Origin of the sequence: Chlorogloeopsis fritschii PCC 6912 (genome assembly GCF_000317285.1) — a bacterium.
Lineage (GTDB): Bacteria > Cyanobacteriota > Cyanobacteriia > Cyanobacteriales > Nostocaceae > Chlorogloeopsis > Chlorogloeopsis fritschii.
On sequence record NZ_AJLN01000134.1, the window covers coordinates 99,986 to 118,601 of the forward strand.

Annotated in this window: 25 protein-coding genes; 23 read left to right on the forward strand and 2 right to left on the reverse strand. The window is 43.6% G+C overall.

The features are described from left to right. Positions 1–178: 178 nt before the first annotated feature. From UYC_RS0129760 to UYC_RS0129770, 3 genes are all read left to right on the forward strand, one after another. Positions 179–2,362, forward strand: coding sequence for a cation:proton antiporter (locus UYC_RS0129760; RefSeq protein WP_016877797.1), 2,184 nt, complete (start codon positions 179–181; stop codon positions 2,360–2,362). 3 nt (positions 2,363–2,365) lie between these two features. Beyond that, positions 2,366–2,914, forward strand: coding sequence for a hypothetical protein (locus tag UYC_RS0129765; RefSeq protein WP_016877798.1), 549 nt, complete (start codon positions 2,366–2,368; stop codon positions 2,912–2,914). A gap of 127 nt (positions 2,915–3,041) precedes the next feature. Beyond that, positions 3,042–3,917: an AMIN domain-containing protein gene (locus tag UYC_RS0129770; RefSeq protein WP_392407476.1), complete on the forward strand. Its 876-nt coding sequence runs from the start codon at positions 3,042–3,044 to the stop codon at positions 3,915–3,917. A 66-nt stretch (positions 3,918–3,983) separates the two neighbouring features. Here UYC_RS0129770 and UYC_RS0129775 read toward each other — a convergent pair whose 3' ends face one another. Further along, a complete protein-coding gene (locus UYC_RS0129775) occupies positions 3,984–4,520 on the reverse strand; it encodes a DUF3172 domain-containing protein (RefSeq protein WP_016877800.1) in 537 nt (178 codons plus the stop codon). Positions 4,521–4,888: 368 nt separating this feature from the next. Between UYC_RS0129775 and UYC_RS0129780 the strand changes: the two genes are divergently transcribed. Together UYC_RS0129780 and UYC_RS0129785 are read left to right on the forward strand one after the other, a co-directional pair. Continuing rightward, positions 4,889–5,347 (forward strand): hypothetical protein, encoded by a 459-nt coding sequence (locus tag UYC_RS0129780; RefSeq protein WP_016877801.1) that lies wholly within the window; start codon positions 4,889–4,891, stop codon positions 5,345–5,347. Between the two features lie 690 nt (positions 5,348–6,037). After that, complete coding sequence (locus UYC_RS0129785) at positions 6,038–7,861, forward strand: autotransporter domain-containing protein (RefSeq protein ID WP_016877802.1); 1,824 nt, start codon at positions 6,038–6,040, stop codon at positions 7,859–7,861. A 98-nt stretch (positions 7,862–7,959) separates the two neighbouring features. On the opposite strand, the gene ndhN is transcribed toward UYC_RS0129785, so the two are convergent. Continuing rightward, positions 7,960–8,436, reverse strand: a complete 477-nt coding sequence (gene ndhN, locus UYC_RS0129790; protein WP_016877803.1) for an NAD(P)H-quinone oxidoreductase subunit N — start codon at positions 8,434–8,436, stop codon at positions 7,960–7,962. A 931-nt stretch (positions 8,437–9,367) separates the two neighbouring features. On the opposite strand from ndhN, the gene rplC reads away from it, so the two are divergent. The 18 genes from rplC (at position 9,368) to rplO (ending at position 18,613) form a co-directional block, all read left to right on the forward strand. Next, entirely contained in the window at positions 9,368–10,003 is a 636-nt protein-coding gene (gene rplC, locus UYC_RS0129800; protein ID WP_016877805.1) for a 50S ribosomal protein L3, read from the forward strand. Between the two features lie 91 nt (positions 10,004–10,094). Then, positions 10,095–10,727 (forward strand): 50S ribosomal protein L4, encoded by a 633-nt coding sequence (rplD, locus tag UYC_RS0129805; protein ID WP_016877806.1) that lies wholly within the window; start codon positions 10,095–10,097, stop codon positions 10,725–10,727. Beyond that, the gene (locus tag UYC_RS0129810) at positions 10,720–11,034 is read left to right on the forward strand and encodes a 50S ribosomal protein L23 (RefSeq protein WP_016877807.1); all 315 of its coding nucleotides are present in this window, start codon (positions 10,720–10,722) and stop codon (positions 11,032–11,034) included. The genes rplD and UYC_RS0129810 overlap by 8 nt, the downstream gene beginning before the upstream one ends. Before the next feature lie 6 nt (positions 11,035–11,040). Further along, on the forward strand, positions 11,041–11,904 hold the full coding sequence (gene rplB, locus UYC_RS0129815; RefSeq protein ID WP_016877808.1) for a 50S ribosomal protein L2: 864 nt from the start codon (positions 11,041–11,043) through the stop codon (positions 11,902–11,904). Between the two features lie 99 nt (positions 11,905–12,003). Continuing rightward, positions 12,004–12,279, forward strand: a complete 276-nt coding sequence (gene rpsS / locus UYC_RS0129820; protein ID WP_016877809.1) for a 30S ribosomal protein S19 — start codon at positions 12,004–12,006, stop codon at positions 12,277–12,279. Positions 12,280–12,363: 84 nt separating this feature from the next. Beyond that, entirely contained in the window at positions 12,364–12,723 is a 360-nt protein-coding gene (gene rplV, locus UYC_RS0129825; RefSeq protein WP_016877810.1) for a 50S ribosomal protein L22, read from the forward strand. A gap of 52 nt (positions 12,724–12,775) precedes the next feature. Then, entirely contained in the window at positions 12,776–13,531 is a 756-nt protein-coding gene (rpsC, locus tag UYC_RS0129830; protein WP_016879777.1) for a 30S ribosomal protein S3, read from the forward strand. Between the two features lie 120 nt (positions 13,532–13,651). After that, entirely contained in the window at positions 13,652–14,077 is a 426-nt protein-coding gene (gene rplP / locus UYC_RS0129835; RefSeq protein ID WP_016877812.1) for a 50S ribosomal protein L16, read from the forward strand. 3 nt (positions 14,078–14,080) lie between these two features. Next, positions 14,081–14,308: a 50S ribosomal protein L29 gene (gene rpmC / locus UYC_RS0129840; RefSeq protein ID WP_016877813.1), complete on the forward strand. Its 228-nt coding sequence runs from the start codon at positions 14,081–14,083 to the stop codon at positions 14,306–14,308. A 6-nt stretch (positions 14,309–14,314) separates the two neighbouring features. Continuing rightward, positions 14,315–14,563, forward strand: a complete 249-nt coding sequence (rpsQ, locus tag UYC_RS0129845) for a 30S ribosomal protein S17 (protein ID WP_016877814.1) — start codon at positions 14,315–14,317, stop codon at positions 14,561–14,563. 81 nt (positions 14,564–14,644) lie between these two features. Further along, positions 14,645–15,013, forward strand: coding sequence for a 50S ribosomal protein L14 (gene rplN, locus UYC_RS0129850; RefSeq protein ID WP_016877815.1), 369 nt, complete (start codon positions 14,645–14,647; stop codon positions 15,011–15,013). Next, on the forward strand, positions 15,013–15,363 hold the full coding sequence (gene rplX, locus UYC_RS0129855) for a 50S ribosomal protein L24 (protein ID WP_016877816.1): 351 nt from the start codon (positions 15,013–15,015) through the stop codon (positions 15,361–15,363). The genes rplN and rplX overlap by 1 nt, the downstream gene beginning before the upstream one ends. A gap of 132 nt (positions 15,364–15,495) precedes the next feature. Further along, a complete protein-coding gene (gene rplE, locus UYC_RS0129860; protein WP_016877817.1) occupies positions 15,496–16,041 on the forward strand; it encodes a 50S ribosomal protein L5 in 546 nt (181 codons plus the stop codon). A gap of 20 nt (positions 16,042–16,061) precedes the next feature. Then, the gene (rpsH, locus tag UYC_RS0129865; protein WP_016877818.1) at positions 16,062–16,463 is read left to right on the forward strand and encodes a 30S ribosomal protein S8; all 402 of its coding nucleotides are present in this window, start codon (positions 16,062–16,064) and stop codon (positions 16,461–16,463) included. A 79-nt stretch (positions 16,464–16,542) separates the two neighbouring features. Further along, positions 16,543–17,091 carry a 50S ribosomal protein L6 gene (rplF, locus tag UYC_RS0129870; protein WP_016877819.1) on the forward strand — a complete coding sequence of 183 codons (549 nt, stop codon included), beginning with the start codon at positions 16,543–16,545 and terminating at the stop codon, positions 17,089–17,091. A gap of 2 nt (positions 17,092–17,093) precedes the next feature. After that, positions 17,094–17,456, forward strand: coding sequence for a 50S ribosomal protein L18 (gene rplR / locus UYC_RS0129875; RefSeq protein WP_016877820.1), 363 nt, complete (start codon positions 17,094–17,096; stop codon positions 17,454–17,456). Positions 17,457–17,552: 96 nt separating this feature from the next. Then, on the forward strand, positions 17,553–18,077 hold the full coding sequence (gene rpsE, locus UYC_RS0129880; RefSeq protein WP_016877821.1) for a 30S ribosomal protein S5: 525 nt from the start codon (positions 17,553–17,555) through the stop codon (positions 18,075–18,077). Positions 18,078–18,166: 89 nt separating this feature from the next. After that, a complete protein-coding gene (gene rplO, locus UYC_RS0129885) occupies positions 18,167–18,613 on the forward strand; it encodes a 50S ribosomal protein L15 (RefSeq protein ID WP_016877822.1) in 447 nt (148 codons plus the stop codon). Positions 18,614–18,616 lie beyond the last annotated feature (3 nt).

Below are 18,616 nucleotides of genomic sequence, written 5' to 3' on the forward strand. Positions count from 1 at the left end.
CTTCTGCCTCCTAGCGGTTGGTGAGCAGAGCCGAACCACTGACTCCTGCCTTCTACTTAACAACAATTAACATTTATATCAACTAAGAAAAAAGCTTAAGTAAGCTACAACGGTTGACATATTCAAGCGATTTACAGAATTATCTTAGGAACACCGGATAGTCGCTTGTGAGGAAACTATGCACACAGTTGTTCTCGTTTTGATAGAGGTGCTAATTGTTATTGGGCTGTCTCGGCTAGTAGGATTGGCATTCCGGTGGATTAACCAACCACTCGTCATTGGTGAAATTGTAGCTGGAATTATGCTTGGCCCTTCTTTTTTTGGCTTGATTGCTCCAGGGCTAGCAGCTACTTTGTTTCCAGCACAAACAATCCCCTTCCTGAATGTTTTATCTCAGGTAGGGCTAATCTTTTTCATGTTTTTGATTGGGTTGGAACTAAATCCCAAATATATCAGTGGCAATCTAGAAATAGCAGTTTTGACTTCCCACATAAGTATTTTAGTACCGTTTTCTTTAGGAACTCTGCTAGCAGTACTAATTTATCCTTTGCTTTCTGATGCCAGTGTGTCGTTTACAGCCTTTGCCCTTTTCTTGGGAGCAGCGATGTCGATTACAGCTTTCCCAGTGCTGGCACGAATTATTACCGAGAACAACTTGCAGCGAACCCGATTGGGTACTTTAGCCCTAACTTGTGCCGCTGTGGATGACGTGACTACTTGGTGCGTATTAGCAGTAGCGATCGCTGTAGCACGTACCGGAAGTATAAGCAGTGCTTTTCCTACAATTGCGGAAAGTTTAGTATACATAGCCATGATGGTGACACTAGGACGAACTTTCCTGTCTCGCCTGGCTGCCCACTACCGTCGTACTAGACGCCTCAATCAATTTCTTCTTGCCTTAATTTACATTGGCGTAATTGCTTCGGCGCTAATCACCGAGCTAATTGGCATTCACCTAATCTTTGGGGCATTTTTACTAGGAGCGATTATGCCCAAAGATGCAGGATTGGTAAGGGAATTGGCAACAAAAACCGAAGATTTTGTCTTAATCTTCCTGCTACCAGTATTTTTTGCTTACAGTGGGTTGCGGACAGAAATTGGCTTGCTCAATCGCCCTGAATTATGGATCTTGTGTGCATTAGTATTGGCAGTGGCGATCGCGGGTAAATATATTGGCACCTATATAGCAGCTAGAGTTAGTGGCATTGAAAAGCGAGAAGCTTCTGCCCTTGGTTGGTTAATGAATACTCGTGGCTTGACTGAGCTAATAGTTCTTAATATTGGTTTGGAGTTGGGAGTAATTTCACCCTTGCTCTTTACCATGTTGGTAATTATGGCGTTGGTAACGACATTTATGACATCGCCACTACTAGAGTTGACTTATCCGAAAAAGCTGATCAAATTAGATGTGGTAGAAACAGAATCTGAAGCAGAAACAGTTGTAGAAACCACTACCCGTGGTGAAAATTTTGGTAATCCTTACCGAATTTTAGTGCCAATCGCTAATCCCGATACTCAAAAAGGTTTAGTACAACTAGCAGCAGCGATCGCAATTAACAATATGCATCCTGCCACTGTTAACCCCCTCAGCTTGATCGAACTTGAGGAAGATTATGCTTTTGAGAGTACCCCTGTTGAAGCAGACAGATTAATTCAACAGCGTCGCCAGCAGCTAGAAGATTTGATTCAACGCTTGCAACCACAGGCAGTTCGTTCTTACGTACATCCCATCATTCGTGTATCTAATAATGTCGCGCGGGAAACTGCTCAAATTGCTGCACTTGAACAAGCTGATTTAATTATCGTCGGCTGGCACCGCCCGGCTTTTAGTAATAATCGTTTAGGTGGGCGAGTCGGACAAATTTTGACTACTGCAAGTGTGGATGTTGCGGTATTCATAGACAAAGGAGAAGGACTTTTGGAAAGTTTGCTAGTTCCCTATTCTGCGAATATCCACGATGATTTAGCCCTGACACTTGCGCTTAGACTGCTAGTAAATCGTGATACTTGCCACTTACAAATTTTACGAGTAGTGTCAGAGCATCAAGTTAAAGATGAATTAAGTTACGAGCTTCGGATTTTGATTGAGCAAATGCCTCGCAGTCTGCGCGATCGCATTGACATTATAAATATTGAAGCCACAGAGCCAATCCAATCCGTAGTTGCAGCTTCACAAAACGTCGATCTCACCATTGCAGGTACAAGTCGTGCTTGGGGTATTGAACGTCAAACGCTAGGAAGATACACAGATGAACTAGCCATTCAGTGCCGCTCTTCCCTGCTCATCACCCGCCGTTACAACCAAGTTACTTCTCATCTCACCTCAGTGCTTACTGAATTGAAGTCAGAAGTTACAAATTAGGATATGCATCATTTCAACTTTAAATCTTTAACCTTTTACGGTATAGCGATCGGTTCAGTCTTGCTTCTATTTAAAACTGTAACTGTCTATGGAGAAAAAAATCTTCAGGCTCCTCCTCAAATTAACAGTCGTTATCGTATAGTATTGGCAGAAAAATTATCTTCCTGCAATAAATTAGAACCAATAATCTTGAATATTCATCAATCAGGAATTTACTTAAATGGATTTTTATCACCAGCAAACACTAATACTGAAACAATATCTTTTGCAAGTCAAACTAACCAATCTCTCACGGGCAAATATCAAAATCAAACTGTAAGTTTATCTGGGCAAATTTCTAGTTCTATACTTTGCAATCACACAAATTTAGAAACACAAGTAAACACAAATCAAAAAAATAATTCTCGTCAGTCAATCAGCCTGTATATGCAACTAGTGGATCAAGAGAATTTAATTGGTCAAATTACTGTCAATGGTTTTCCTAAATTAGTCAAATTTACTGCTATATCACTACAAGCTCAAGAAAAATCTGAGAAACAAAACATCAATTGAAAACAAACTCAGTAGCCTGATTTCTTGCACGTAAGGTGGGTACTATCTACAACTTCAAAATAAGGGTTTGAGGGAATTTAGGCAGTACCCACCCTACAAAAATTGCAATAAAATAAAGGATAATCTCATGACAAAGCAATTCAGAAATAAGTTATTTTGTCTGTGCTTAGATAGATATTTATTGCAGATAAACTTGTTTACCTTTTATGCAATATTTGCCCTCAATGCTGGCATTAGTACTGCCGAATCAGTAGCTAAGTTAGAAGATTGGCGCTTTGATCCAAAAGCCGCCCAGTTGGAAATTAAGCTTTCAGCACCCTCACAACCGCACTTCTTTTACCTCTCCCAACCTCCTCGCATAGTTGTAGATTTACCAACTACTAAATTAGGTAATGTTTCTACGCAGCAAAATTATTCAGGAGCTATAACAAGTATCCGTGTTTCTCAATATGACGTAGACGTCACTCGTATTGTAATGGATTTAGCACCTGGTACTTTTTTAGATCCCAACCATGTGCAATTACAAGCAGTATCCCGTCAAAATCCTAAACGTTGGCTTTTACGTCCTTTTCCAGTAGGTAAAAGTACATCTCTAACACCTGAAAAGTTCCCACCCCTACCCAGCAACTTATCGCCAACTCTAGATTTATACAACCCACCGGCTTCAACTAAATTCACACCAAATTCAGGTGAATACAACCCACTATCACCCTCAAATAACAACAAAGTAGCTCCAAATTTGTACTACCCGCCACCACCTACCAATAACCCCTCACAACCGCCTTTAGTCACAGTACCACCCCTAGAACCTAATAGTCCTTCTCAAACACCTAACTCCGTTCTCCCGCCACCAATTTTCCCAAATCAGCCGGCTAATCTGAACAAGATTCCTTTTTTTCCAACTCCTAATTTACCAGTGCCAACCGCTCCTAACAATCAACCCGTTGCTCCTGCTTCCAAAATCATAGAATTTGGGCAACCCCTACCTAAATCAACTAAATAAAGTTAGGAGGTCAACAGCCAAAATAAACTACTCTTGACTATTGACTGATGATCCATAACTCATTATTTAGAATCTTTCCGTTTCTATCGACGGAGCCACTGCCCCTGGTTCGTTGACAAAAAAGTTTTTAGCAGCATCGTTCTGATATACACAGTTAATATCTGGTTTTTCACCCAAATCACCCGTATAACCAAAGGTATTCAAACGGTTCTTACATTCTCTCACCTGTTCGTTTGTCACTAGCTTGCGTTGCTCTAAAATAGCCCAGTTATTAGTACGCAGAACGCATCCTGGACGCATACTGGGTTGAGAAACATAAACATTGAAGGGGTTAAGAGTTACGAACAGTCTGGTATCCATCACCATAGCGCTAGCTCCATACTGTACGCAAATTTCGGGGTTTGGTGCTTTGGTGTCAATAAATTCACGGGAAGCCACATTCGATGGTGAAAATGTGGCTGTAGAGCTAAAAGCAATACCAATGCCAATGCCTAAGACAAACACCCCCCCCAAAATGGCGATGGTGGTGAAGTTAAACATTGGAGATTGGAAAATAGGAGATTTAGGAGTAGTAGCCGTTCTACCAGTGGATTTACGTCTCATTTTTGCTTCATCAACTTTATGCTCGAAACAGCAACTGGGTTTAATTGCTGTCCTTATATTCAGTATGCCTATTATTGGCTGCGATTGCCTGCAACTTTATTTTTTAACCATTATTTATTGTAGTTGCTGCAAATTATGCCGTGTTAGCTGAGTTAGTCGTAATTATAAGGTAGAAAGCGCGATCGCTATCAACACAGTAGCTTTACAATAACTTTGTCATCATTTCTCTACTTTTTGGGAGCGAGATTTTTTCATCCAAGTATATCTAACTACCAACTGCTGTACGGGTAGATTTTAATAAAATTTTTGTCAAGTGAGGAATAATCAATAAACCTACTCCTACTACCTACTACCAAAAAACCGCAGATATGTCTCAACCATCTAATATTCGCCAACTGCTAACTGACGCAAAACTAGGTTTACTACCGTATTTAGACGAACGTTTAAAAACAATCGAAACATCTTTCAAACAAGTTGAAAATCTACAACTTCAGCCCTATGATTTGCTGTTTGGAGACTGTAACACTATAGCAGCAAACGAACCAAGACCACTCATTACCCAATCAATTTCTCTAAAAATTTTCCTAACTGGAAATACCAAAGATAAATTTGAACTTTTGCTAATAGCATCAGAATTACAAAATATGGTTGATGCTGCTGTTTTTGAATGGAGTAATCGCGAGTGGCACCAGTTTGAAAAACCTTTGAAACGACCAATCACCCAAATTACAGGTGGCTTAGATTATGAATTATTGCAGGATGCTGCTAATATTTGTCGTCTCACAATCTATCGAGAATTTGGCTTAACTTATCCTCTCACTTTTTAAATGTAGTTTATAAAGACTTTTGTGAGAGCTAATTCTAAAAATCAGCTCTAAATTTCTAAAGTTAAGTAGGAGAGGTAAAAAACGGTCAGATTTTCTGCCCTTTTATTACCGTTGTGTTACGGCTATGCAAGGATGTGAAAGTTTAAGAGAATGAGAGCTAGCCGTAACGCGCCAAAATCATGCGTTTCGTGACGCGTTGCTTTAACAAAACGCCAGATACTACAACGGAGGAGTCACTGCAACACACTGGCTCCCCTACAGTCTAAGAGAATGTTTTAAAAGTTTTGGGCGAATATAATTCGCTACGATACAGGCAAAGTTCACCTAGCCTGCGGCAACGGCAAAGCCGTACGTGGACTAACAGAAAACTAAATTTTAAACCTGCGGAGGCAGGTTTTGTCTGTGTAGCCAAGCCAGCGCGTAGACGCAAAGCGGCGTATCCATTGGTAGCACCTGTTGCCACAACCAGGAGACTGAACCTCCAAACCCTTGTTACCAGGTTGAGCCTGGCAACAAGAACAAGAGCAAGAGGCTCTTGTTGAGCTTTATGCAAGTTATCAGTTGAATAAGTTATACAAAAGCCTGCAAAAATATATTTTTTGCATAAATTTAATGAATTCACACTGACATTACGAATTTATATATGAATTTGTATTCATTACAATTACAGACCAAATTGTGCAACCATATATGACAAAGAATACAGTCAAAAATTTAGGTATTGCACTTTCTTTTATTCCTGTCTTTATCCCTTTTAAAGCTCTAGCAGATGATTACAATCAGCTTTTTATATTTGGTGATAGTCTATCCGATAATGGCAACTTGTTTAAATTAACAGGAGGCATATTTCCGCTCAGTCCTCCCTATTTTCAAGGGCGTTTTTCTAATGGCCCTGTTTGGGTAGAAATACTAGGTTCTGATTTAAAAATAGATACTAATGTAACTAATAATTTTGCGATCGGTGGTTCGACATCAGGCAATACTAATGCTCTCAGCGAAACACTAAAAATACCGCTGCCATCTTTACCGGATCAACTTGACAACTTCAATTCCACCCCAGGAACACCCAGCCCTGATGCTCTTTTTATCTTGTGGGCTGGCGCTAACGATTATTTAATTAAGCCAACAGAACAAAGAGCAACCGATACGCAAGTGGTGGTGAACAACTTATCTAATGCAGTCAGAACACTGATTAATAAAGGCGCTCGCAATATTATCGTGCCTAACTTGCCAGACTTGGGCAAAACTCCTCAAGAGCGATCGCAAGACACTGCCTCCAGCATTACCACTTTAACGAACAGTCATAACAACAACTTAAATCTTGCCCTCCAACAGATAGCCAAAAACCGCAACGTTAACATTATTCCTCTAGATGTTAATGCCTTATTCAATGAAATTCTTGCTGAACCCGCTAAGTACGGTTACACAAATGTCACAGATCGTTGTTTTAATCAAGCTGTAGGCACACTTTGTTCAAATCCAGATCAATATTTGTTTTGGGATGGCATTCATCCTACAGCTCGCGGTCATCAACTAATAGCAGAATATACAGTTGCGGTGCTAAATGCTCCCGAAGATATTATTCCCCAAGCAGACGTTGCCTTAAATGTTGCGAAAAGACAAGTACAGCTAATAGATGCTCATCTTGTAGCATTACGAAATACTTCTGAAAAACCACCAGCAAATCGTTTGAGTGTTTTCCTCAAGGGTGACGCGAATTTCGGCAATAAAGACTCTACTAATCAAGATCCCGGTTATGATTCTACCAATTCAGGTGTGGCAGCAGGCTTTGATTACCACATTACAAATCAACTCGCTGTGGGAACTGCATTGGGCTTTGCAAGTAATGATACTGAGGTGGGAAAAAATAAGGGTGACATTGAAGTAAATGGTTATGCCGTTTCTGTTTATAGCAACTATGTCCAAAAGGGCTTCTACAGCAACGCTGCGCTCACCTATGGTGGTAATGATTTTGATATAAAACGTAAAATCACTTTCAACAATCGCAGGGCAATTGCTAACACTGAAGGAACGCAGTTTTCCGTTAACTTAAATGGTGGTTACATTGCAAGATCGGGAAGTGTTTCCTATGGCCCGACTCTCGGTTTGCGATACGATCGCGTCAGCATCGATGGCTATACAGAAAAAGAAGCTGGCAGCCTAAATATGAAAGTAGGCGAGCAACAAGCAGAGTCATGTATCCTCAGCGTAGGTGCTCAAGTTGCAGTAGCATTAAAGACTGGAATCGGCACAGTGATACCCAACATTCGCGCCAGTTACGAACATCAACTTGCACAAAACAAACGCACCATAACTACAGAACTCGTTACCCAACCAGGTATACCCATGCGTGTGAAAACCAATGACTCCGATCACGATTACTTTAAATTAGGAGCAGGAGCGCAGGTAGTATTTTCGGAAAATTTTGCAGGTGCGATTGACTATGAGACAGCGATCGGGCTAGAAAACTTTAGCGACAATACAATCAAGGGAGAAATCCGCTACCAATTTTGATAACAGCGATTATTTACATCCCGTGGTTTTCGCCTCAGCACCGCGGAAATGTTGAAAGAACTTGGTCATTACTATTAATAATGACCAAGGACTAATGACTAACTAGCTAACAGAGTCTTTTCCAGTGGCATCCACCGGAAAGCGCGATCGCCACCCCTCTCAATTACCACTTTGACTCGTGGTTCCAGTTTGGGCAAATTAGCTAAATACTCAACTTCCTCATCAGAAAGAATATGCCCTTCGATGATCCACAATAACAGCCCCTTTGACTTGGGTGGTAGCTGTTGAAGCTGATAGTTAACAATCGGGGGTACGTAATACACGTAACCTACTGCCGCTCCATTAGCAGTACTTTTTTTACCGAGATGCGGAGGTCTAACACCATGAACTCCTGTGAGATAGGCAGAAACATCTCCCAGTCCCTTAGCAGTCATGTGCAGGGTAACATAGCCGGCTGCGCGCAGTCGCCGTCTATACCGTCCTTCAAACCCTCCTTCTAGAGGTACGTACACGCCAAGAGCGCCATGTTTTTCCAAATCGCGAATTAAAGTGTTACCAGTGGTAATTAGTGCCATAGATTTTCGTCCTATCCCACTTAGATATCTCTATTATTTACCGTTCGCCGTTACATTAAGTTACACGATTAACTTATAGACTAGATTAGCTTCATCAACATATTAGTTATTGGTCATTTGTCATTAGTCATTAGCTTTTCCCCCTGTCCCCTTGTCCCCTGTCCCCTGTCTCCTATCCCCTGTCCCCTGTCCCCTGTCTCCTATCCCCTGTCCCCTACCCCCTATTTCCCCAGCTAAGAGACCCAAAAAATTTCTAGACAAAAATAAATAGTTGATCTAAAATGTGAGATTGTGACCAATTATTATCTTGTCTTATTGTCATTGCTAGCTAAATTCCAAACAAGAACGGCTAGCTATAGTAGACAATAGACTGGTAAACTAATAAGCCTTAAGGTCAACTTAAGAGGGCAGAGTGAGTTACAAACTCAAGCCAGCCCTGAGCAGTAAAACAAATTCACTCTCTCAGCCCTGAAAAAAACAGGAAAGCCCTTAAGCAATAGTTTAAGGAAAAGCGTAGAAACTAAGCAGTAGTGTTGGCTTATAGCATTGCATAAGACTTAGTTAATGGATACTGGGCAAGTCGCTGCCTAAGTCCTACTACAACCAGAAGTGCCAGAGCAATTGCTTGAGTAAAAGCGTTGCTGCACACTGCGCAAAGCTCTAAAGCCTTGCATCAAATCCAGAAGTAATCCCTTCCAAATCGGAAGAGACTTTTGGCTGTTCTGGTGACAAATGAGTGAAATTTAAGTGGATTCACCAAACAGTACAGACGCTTGGTGGAAAACCCAGAAGTTAGAACCGCTCATACCTAAGCTGTCCCTGACTTCGTTATGAGGTACTGCAAAAAGTGGTAAGTCGTTTTTAAAGCGTCTGCACCAGCGTTCTGAAGAATCCGATTCCCAAGGAAACAAGTAAAAAGGAGCCAGTAACTGTGTCTGTAGGTATTCTCGGCACGAAACTGGGCATGACCCAAATATTTAGCGATGAAGGAGTAGCCATTCCTGTCACCGTTATCCAAGCAGGGCCATGTACAGTTACCCAAGTTAAAACAAAACAGACCGACGGTTACTTTGCCATTCAAGTCGGCTATGGCGAAGTAAAGCCAAAAGCGTTAAATAAACCACTGTTAGGCCACTTAGCTAAATCATCTGCTCCATCATTACGTCATTTACACGAATATCGCACAGATAATTCTGGTGATTATTCCTTAGGTCAAGAAATTAAAGCAGATATTTTTAGTGCAGGTCAGATTGTAGATGTCATAGGTACTAGTATCGGTCGCGGTTTTGCTGGTAACCAAAAACGCAACAACTTCGGTCGCGGGCCTATGTCGCACGGTTCTAAAAACCACAGAGCGCCTGGTTCTACAGGTGCTGGTACAACACCCGGTCGTGTCTATCCAGGGAAGCGGGCACCGGGTCGTTTAGGAGGTAGCCGTGTCACAGTTCGCAAACTGACTGTGGTGCGAGTAGACCCGGAACGCAACATATTGCTAATCAAGGGAGCCGTTCCTGGCAAACCAGGAGCCTTGGTCAATATTGTGCCTGCAAAGCAAGTTGGTAAGTAGTCATGAGTCATTGGGTCATTAGTCATTAGTAAAGACAAACTACCAAGGACAAATGACAAAAGACAAATGACAAAGAACAAAGGACACAAAAATGGTTGAATGTGTGGTCAAAAATTGGCAAGGAGAACAAGTCGGGCAAAAAAGCTTCGACTTGCGGGTTGCCAAAGAAGAAACAGCGGCTCATGTTGTGCATCGAGCCTTGGTTAGACAATTGACTAATGCTCGCCAAGGAACAGCTAGTACAAAAACCCGTTCTGAAGTCAGAGGCGGTGGTCGCAAACCTTGGCGGCAAAAAGGTACCGGTCGGGCGCGTGCAGGTTCTATTCGTTCACCCTTGTGGCGTGGTGGCGGTGTGATTTTTGGGCCTAAGCCCAGGGACTTTAACCTGAAAATGAACCGCAAAGAACGGCGACTGGCACTGCGGACGGCGTTTACTAGCCGAGCTGAGGACTTGATTGTAGTAGAAGATTTTAGCGAGCAGCTAGCACGTCCTAAGACAAAAGAATTGGTTTCGGCGATCGCTCGTTGGGGTTCCGAACCAGAACAAAAAACTTTATTAATAGTGTCTGAGCGGAGCGAAAACGTATACTTGTCGGCTCGCAACGTGGAAAATTTAAAGCTAATTGCTGCCGATCAACTCAATGTTTACGATTTGCTGCACGCTGACAAAATCGTAGTTACAGCATCAGCCCTAGAAAAAATTCAGGAGGTCTACAGTGACTAAGTTTGACCCCCGCAAGCTTCCTGATTTAGTGCGTCGTCCCATTCTTACCGAACGGGCAACCATGCTGATGGAGCAAAATAAATATACATTTGAAGTCACTCCAAAAGCGACAAAGCCAGAAATCAAAGCGGCAATAGAAAGCTTGTTTGACGTTAAAGTCACACAGGTGAATACCACAAATTTACCCCGCAAAAAAAAGCGTGTCGGTCGATTTGTTGGTTACAAGCCCCAATACAAGCGAGCCATTGTTACAGTCGCGGCTGGGGACGAAGAGAAGATTAGACAAGTTCTATTCCCAGAGGTTTAAAACAAAATGGGTACTCGTTCTTATCGCCCTTATACCCCCAGTACTCGCCAAGTCACAATTTCCGACTTTGCGGAAATTACCAAGACCGAGCCGGAAAAATCTTTAACTGTACACAAACATCGTCGCAAAGGTCGAAATAATCAAGGGCGGATTACCAGCCGTTTCCGGGGTGGCGGACACAAGAAACTTTACCGGATCATCGACTTTAAACGCGATAAGCGTAATATTCCCGCCAAAGTCGCAGCAATTGAATACGATCCCAACCGTAACGCACGCATTGCTCTTTTGTATTATCAAGACGGCGAAAAGCGTTATATCCTCCAACCCAACGGCTTAAAAGTTGGCACAACAGTGATTGCCGGGCCAAATGCTCCCATTGAAGATGGTAATGCTTTACCATTAGCCAACATTCCCTTGGGTACAAACGTTCACAACGTCGAATTAACCGCAGGCAAAGGCGGTCAAATTGTTCGTTCTGCGGGAGCAACTGCTCAAGTAGTGGCTAAAGAAGGTAACTACGTGAGCTTGAAATTGCCTTCAGGAGAAGTCCGGATGGTCAGGCGCGAGTGCTATGCCACCATTGGACAAGTGGGTAACCTGGATGCAAGAAACTTGAGCTTGGGTAAAGCTGGTAGAACTCGCTGGAAAGGACGTCGTCCCCATGTTAGAGGTAGCGTCATGAACCCAGTCGATCACCCCCACGGTGGTGGTGAAGGACGGGCACCTATTGGTAGATCCGGCCCTGTAACACCTTGGGGTAAACCAGCATTGGGCATGAAGACTCGTAAACCCAAAAAACCGAGTAGCAAACTGATTGTGCGCCGTCGTCGCAAATCATCTAAACGCGGTCGTGGCGGTCGTGAATCATAAAAAGTATGAAGGATGAAGTATGAAGTATGAAACTTAATTAAATTTTCATTCTTCATCCTTTAGTCTTTATCCTTTAACCTTTATCCTTCATCTTTTACTATGGGTCGTTCTCTTAAAAAAGGTCCCTTTGTTGCGGATCATTTACTGAGCAAAATTGAAAAGCTCAATGCCAGTAACAAAAAAGAAGTTATCAAAACTTGGTCGCGAGCTTCGACAATTCTGCCTGAAATGGTAGGTCACACCATCGCAGTTCACAACGGACGTCAGCACGTACCCGTTTACGTCAGCGACCAAATGGTAGGACACAAACTGGGCGAATTTGCTCCTACACGCACCTTTAGAGGTCACGCCAAGGATAAAAAAGCAGGGAGATAAAAGGAGTTAGGGGCTAGAGACTAGAGTCTAGTTATTTTCCTAGTCCCTAATCCCTAGTCCCTAGTCCCTACACAGGAGAAAACTATGGCTAATGATACTACTAATGAAGTAAAAGCGATCGCCCGTTATGTGCGTATGTCTCCCTACAAGGTGCGGCGAGTACTCGATCAAATTCGCGGGCGTTCATATCGAGAAGCACTAATTATTCTGGAATTCATGCCCTATCGAGCCTGTGAGCCAGTTCTAGCTCTAATTAGAAGTGCTGCTGCCAATGCCGAGCATAATGCCGGACTAGATCGTGCTGATCTAGTTATTACCAAGGCTTATGCAGATCAAGGCCCAGTACTAAAAAGGTTCCAGCCAAGAGCACAGGGACGTGCGTACCAGATTCGCAAACCAACGTGTCATATCACCGTGGCTGTAGCTCCCGGAGCAGGTGAATAACCACACCTACACGAAAAATTGCGTACAAAAGAAATTTTTAGAGGAAGCATTCGTGGGACAGAAGATACATCCAGTTGGTTTTCGCTTGGGAATTACCCAAGAGCACCAATCTCGTTGGTTTGCCGACCCTAGCCGTTATCCAGAACTTTTACAAGAAGACCACAAACTTCGTAATTTTATTGAAGAAAAGCTGGGCAGATATGCTCAAAACAACGCTGGTATTTCTGAAGTACGGATTGAGCGTAAAGCAGACCAAATCGATCTCGAAGTACGCACAGCTCGGCCTGGTGTAGTTGTAGGTCGAGGTGGACAAGGCATTGAAGCATTGCGTAATGGACTCCAACAACTGTTGGGTAGCCATCGTCAAATTCGCATCAATGTCGTCGAAGTACAGCGTGTTGATGCTGATGCCTACTTAATTGCTGAATACATCGCTCAACAGCTAGAGCGCCGAGTTTCTTTCCGAAGAGTAGTGCGGCAAGCCATTCAGCGTGCTCAACGGGCTGGAGTGCAAGGCATCAAAGTTCAAGTCAGCGGTCGTCTCAACGGCGCAGAAATTGCTCGGACTGAGTGGACTCGTGAAGGTAGAGTACCTCTACATACTTTACGGGCCGATATTGATTACGCTTACTGTACAGCAAAAACTGTCTACGGTATTCTCGGTATCAAGGTTTGGGTATTTAAGGGAGAAATTATTCCCGGACAAGAAGAAACGCCTCCTCCAACAACAACACGGGAGCGCGAACCACGGCGCCGTCAACAACAGCGCCGTCGTCAGCAATTTGAAGACCGCTCAAATGAAGGATAAAAAAGGGACTGGGGATGGGGTACTGGTGACTGGTCTAAATGCAAATTTCCAGTCCCTGCTCCAAATTCATCCCTAATCCCCAATCCCTAATCCCCAATCACTAGTCCCTAGTACCTAATCATGCTAAGTCCTAGAAGAACAAAATTCCGCAAACAGCAACGCGGACGGATGAAAGGTCTTGCCACCGCAGGCAACTCCCTTAACTTTGGTGATTTTGCCCTCCAAGCTCAAGAACCTGCTTGGATCACTGCCCGCCAAATAGAAGCCTCTCGTCGGGCAATGACCCGTTACATCCGTAGAGGTGGTAAAATCTGGATTCGCATTTTCCCGGACAAGCCTGTAACAATGCGTCCTGCTGAAACCCGGATGGGTTCCGGTAAAGGTTCACCTGAATACTGGGTAGCAGTAGTAAAACCAGGACGAATTTTGTTCGAGATCGCGGGTGTACCAGAAGCTACTGCCCGTGAAGCAATGCGTTTGGCTGCTTATAAGCTGCCGATTAAAACTAAGTTCATTTCACGCTCTGAACAGGAGACGCAGGAGTAGGTTATGCCTCTTCCAAAAATTTCAGAAGCAAGAGAATTAACTGACGAACAATTGGCAGAGGAAATTCTTGCTGTCAAAAAACAGTTGTTTCAATTGCGCTTACAAAAAGCAACAAGACAATTAGAAAAACCCCATCAGTTTCGACACGCCCGGCACCGCCTTGCCCAATTAATGACGGTAGAAGCAGAGCGCAAGCGGGCAGTAAGTCAACCTGCTAAAGAACAAGAGTAGGAGAGTATGGCAGTAAAAGAGAGAGTTGGCTTGGTAGTGAGCGACAAAATGCAAAAAACGGTGGTAGTCGCCGTTGAAAACCGCGCTCCCCATACCAAATATGGCAAAATTGTGGTGAAAACCCGGCGTTATAAAGCTCACGACGAGGAAAATCGCTGTAAGGTAGGCGATCGCGTTCGCATTCAAGAAACTAGACCCCTGAGCAGAACCAAGCGCTGGCAAGTCACAGAAATCCTCACCACAAAAAATAGCTAATAGTTAATAGCTATTAAGAGCTAATGGTTAATCACAATGAAAAATTAACATTAGCAATTAACAAAACCAAGGAGAGTAATTGTGATTCAACCCCAGACTTACCTTAATGTTGCAGACAACAGTGGTGCCCGTAAGCTAATGTGTATCCGCGTCCTTGGGGCAGGTAACCGTCGCTACGGTCACGTCGGCGATAGAATTATCGCTGTTGTCAAAGATGCACAGCCCAACATGGCTGTAAAAAAATCTGATGTCGTAGAGGCAGTGATCGTCCGTACTCGTCACAACATCAAGCGGGATAGCGGCATGAGCATTCGTTTTGACGACAATGCCGCAGTAATCATTAACAAAGATGGCAACCCCAGAGGAACACGGGTCTTTGGGCCAGTTGCACGAGAATTGCGCGACAAAAACTTTACTAAAATCGTTTCTCTGGCTCCGGAGGTGCTGTAATGCCAAGCAAGAAGGAGAAGCCCAAATTCTACAAAATGCACGTCAAAACTGGGGATACCGTACAGGTGATTGCCGGTAAAGACAAAGGCAAAGTTGGTGAAGTCATCAAAGCACTTCCCCAAGAAAGCAAGGTCGTTGTCAAAGGTGTCAACATCAAGACCAAACACGTCAAACCTCAAGCAGAAGGTGAGTCTGGGCGGATTGTCACCCAGGAATATCCCATTCACAGTTCCAACGTCATGCTTTACTCCACCAAGCAAAACGTTGCTAGTCGCATCTGTTATACCTTTACTGCTGAAGGCAAAAAGGTACGGATGCTCAAGAAAACTGGGGAAATTCTAGATAAATAAAGGATAAAGTGTAAAGGCTGAAGGATGAAAATTAATCACTAAATCATTGATTGCTTCAGATTTCAGACTTCATACTTCATACTTCAATTTCTTCCCTGACCAAGCCCAGGGGTAGCTAGGACAAAAAATACTATGGCAACACGACTAAAAAGCTTATACCAAGAAACAATAGTCCCCAAACTGATGAAACAGTTTGAATTCACCAATGTTCATCAAGTACCGAAGTTGGTGAAAGTAACTGTGAACCGAGGATTGGGAGAAGCAGCTCAAAATGCTAAAGCTCTAGAAGCATCTTTAAGTGAAATAGCTCTGATTACCGGTCAAAAACCCGTAGTAACGCGGGCGAAAAAAGCGATCGCAGGCTTCAAAATTCGTCAAGGGATGCCCGTTGGGATCATGGTGACCCTGAGAGGCGATCGGATGTATGCTTTTCTCGACCGTTTAATCAACTTGTCTTTACCAAGAATCCGCGACTTTCGCGGTGTCAGCCCCAAAAGCTTTGACGGTCGTGGTAACTACACTCTTGGTGTTAGAGAGCAGTTGATTTTTCCAGAAGTCGAGTACGACAGTATTGACCAAATCCGAGGCATGGATATTTCCATCATCACCACAGCTAACACTGACGAAGAAGGTCGCGCCTTACTAAAAGAAATGGGAATGCCCTTTCGGGAACAATAAATTCATTTGAAGAGGAAACGATGGCAACAAACGACACTATTGCTGATATGTTGACGCGCCTCCGTAATGCTAATTTAGCGCGGCATCAAACCACACAAGTGCCATCCACAAAAATGACCCGTAGTATAGCCAAAGTCCTACGAGACGAAGGTTTTATTGCTGACTACGAAGACGCAGGAGAAGGAGTAAAACGTAACTTGGTGATTTCCCTTAAGTACAAGGGTAAGAATCGTCAACCCATCATTACTGCCCTCAAGCGGATCAGCAAACCAGGCTTACGCGTTTACTCCAACAAAAAAGAATTACCACGAGTATTAGGTGGTATCGGCATTGCCATTATTTCTACATCTAGTGGCATCATGACCGATCGAGAAGCACGGCGTCAGAATTTGGGTGGCGAAGTACTTTGCTACGTTTGGTAGTCATTAGTCATTTGTCATTTGTGATTAGCTAAAGACAAAAGACAAATAACAAAGGACAAACAACAAAGGACAAAAAATTATGTCTCGAATTGGTAAACGCCCGATCGCAGTCCCTGCAAAAGTGCAAGTGACAGTTGATGGCACCAAAGTTAGTGTCAAAGGGCCAAAGGGTGAGCTTTCTCGCGAGCTTCCCAATAATGTAATCGTTTCCCAAGAAGGGGAAATCTTGACTGTTAACCGTCGGGATGATTCACGCACCTCAAGGCAAATGCACGGGTTGTCCCGTACCTTGGTTGCCAACATGGTTGAAGGAGTTTCCAAAGGATTTGAACGCCGTTTGGAAATTCAAGGAGTTGGTTACCGAGCACAAGTCCAAGGTCGTAACCTCGTTTTAAATATGGGTTACAGCCATCAGGTGCAGATTGTGCCTCCAGAGGGAGTTAACTTTGCGGTTGAAAATAACACCAACGTGATTGTCAGCGGCTATGACAAAGAAGTGGTAGGCAACACGGCAGCTAAAATCCGCGCCGTTCGTCCACCAGAACCTTACAAAGGCAAAGGTATTCGCTACGCTGGCGAAGCAGTCAGACGCAAAGCTGGTAAGACTGGTAAGGGTGGTAAGAAATAAATATGAAGCTTACTCGTATAGAATCAAGACAGCGTCGCCGTCGGCGTATCCGCGGCAAAGTAAACGGTTCTACCGAACGTCCACGGTTGGCAATATTCCGTTCGCACCAGCATATTTATGCTCAGGTGATTGATGACACTCGTCATCATACTTTAGTGGCAGCCTCTTCTTTAGAGCCTGAATTGAAATCCAAATTAGGCTCAGGTAAAAACTGCCAAGCATCTACTGAAGTTGGTAAGTTAATAGCTCAACGATCGCTAGAAAAAGGCATCACTCAAGTAGTCTTCGATCGCGGTGGCAATCTTTATCACGGTCGGGTGAAAGCACTTGCCGAAGCAGCACGTGAGGCTGGGTTAGATTTCTAAACACTAGTCATTGGTCATTAGTTATTAGTCATTAGCAACAAATGACTCTTGACAAAGGACAAGTGACAAATGACAAAGGACAAAGGACTATCGAACATGGCAACAAATCGTCGTAAGGCTAACCGCGCAAAAAAAGAAGAAACTAACTGGCAAGAGCGGGTAATTCAAATCCGCCGGGTTAGCAAGGTAGTGAAAGGAGGTAAAAAACTTAGCTTCCGCGCGATCGTAGTCGTCGGTAATGAACGCGGTCAAGTCGGCGTGGGAGTTGGTAAAGCCTCGGATGTAATTGGTGCCGTAAAAAAAGGTGTAGCCGACGGCAAAAAACACTTAATTGACATCCCCATTACCAAATCCAACTCTATTCCCCACCCGATTAATGGCATGGGTGGTGGCGCAAAAGTAATTATGCGCCCAGCCGCTCCCGGTACAGGCGTAATTGCTGGTGGTGCTGTTCGTACTGTGCTAGAGTTGGCAGGCGTTCGTAATGTCTTGGCTAAACAACTTGGCTCCAATAATCCTCTCAACAACGCCAGAGCAGCAATTAATGCCCTCACTACCCTGCGTACCTTCTCAGAAGTTGCTGAAGACAGGGGAGTTTCTGTGGAAAATCTTTACATTTAATCGCTAAATGCTAATTGCTAATTGTGATGTGCCATTAGCTGTTAGCTATTAGCAAACTAAATTTATTCACTTACGCAAAAGCTTTGGTTATGAGATTAAACGACGTTCGCCCCCAAAAAGGCTCGAAGAAACGACCTCGTCGTCTAGGACGCGGTGTTTCTGCCGGTCAAGGTGCAAGTGCCGGTAAAGGTATGCGCGGTCAAAAAGCCCGTTCTGGTGGCGGTACCAGACCTGGTTTTGAAGGTGGTCAACAGCCATTGTACCGCCGCATACCAAAGTTGAAGGGCTTTCCACTAGTTAATCGTAAAAATTACACTACGATTAATGTAGAGAAGCTAGCCTCCCTCCCAGCAAATACAGAAGTCACATTGACCTCTTTAAAAGAAGCAGGTATTCTCACTGCTGTCAAGGGGCCATTGAAAATTTTGGGTGATGGGGAATTGAGCGTCCCGCTCAAAGTACAGGCGGCAGCTTTCACAGGTACAGCTCGTAGCAAAATTGAGGCAGCTGGTGGGAGTTGTGAAGTTTTAGAGTGAACC